The 636-nt window shown below is 23.0% G+C and carries 1 protein-coding gene; it reads right to left on the reverse strand.

From position 1 onward, the window contains the following. Positions 1 to 274 precede the first annotated feature (274 nt). Positions 275 to 568, reverse strand: coding sequence for a hypothetical protein (locus tag DNK85_RS12740; protein WP_119329617.1), 294 nt, complete (start codon positions 566 to 568; stop codon positions 275 to 277). Positions 569 to 636 lie beyond the last annotated feature (68 nt).

A 636-nucleotide genomic window follows, 5' to 3' on the forward strand; every position in this document is an offset into this window, starting at 1 on the left:
TTTATCTTTTTTTTTTTTTTCCTACTTCATCACCCTTCTCTTTATTTCTTCCTTTCTTTTCTTCTCTTTCTTTCTATTTTTTTTTTCTTTTTTTTCCTATCTCTCTTTTTTTCCTCATCCCTTCTTCTTTCTTTTTCTTTTCCTCTTCCTTTTTTTCTTCTTTTTCCTCTTTCACCTTTCTTTTCTTTTTTTTCTTTTCTTTTTTTTTTTTTTCTTTTCCTTTTTTCTTCCTTTTTCTTTCCTTCTTTTTTTTTTTTTTCTTTTTTTTCCTTTTTTATTTCTTTCTTCTTTTTCTTCCCTCTTTTCTTTTTTCTTTTTTCTCTTTTTTTTTTCTTTTTCTTTTTTCTGTTTTTTTTTCTTTCTTTTTTTCCTTTTTTTTTTTTTTTTTTTTCCCTTTCTTTTTCTTTTTTTTTTTTTCTTCTTCTTCTCTTTTTTCTTTTTTTTTTTTCTTTTTTTTTCCACTTTCCTTCTCTTTATAGTTTATTCTTCTACCTTTCTCTTCTTTTCCTTTTCTTCTTTTTCTTCTATTCCTTTTTCTCTTTTCTTTTTCCTTCTTTTTTTTTTTCATCTCTTCTTCCTTATCTTTTTTTTCTTCCTACCTCTTTTTTTTTTTTTTTTTCTCTTTCCTTTTCTTTC

Origin of the sequence: Cysteiniphilum halobium (assembly GCF_003574425.1) — a bacterium.
GTDB lineage: Bacteria > Pseudomonadota > Gammaproteobacteria > Francisellales > Francisellaceae > Caedibacter > Caedibacter halobius.

Coding starts and splice junctions, on each gene's coding strand:
- DNK85_RS12740 (WP_119329617.1), bottom strand. CDS start 568: ATGAAAAAAAAAAAGAAGGAAAAAGAAAAGAGAAAAAGGAATAGAAGA.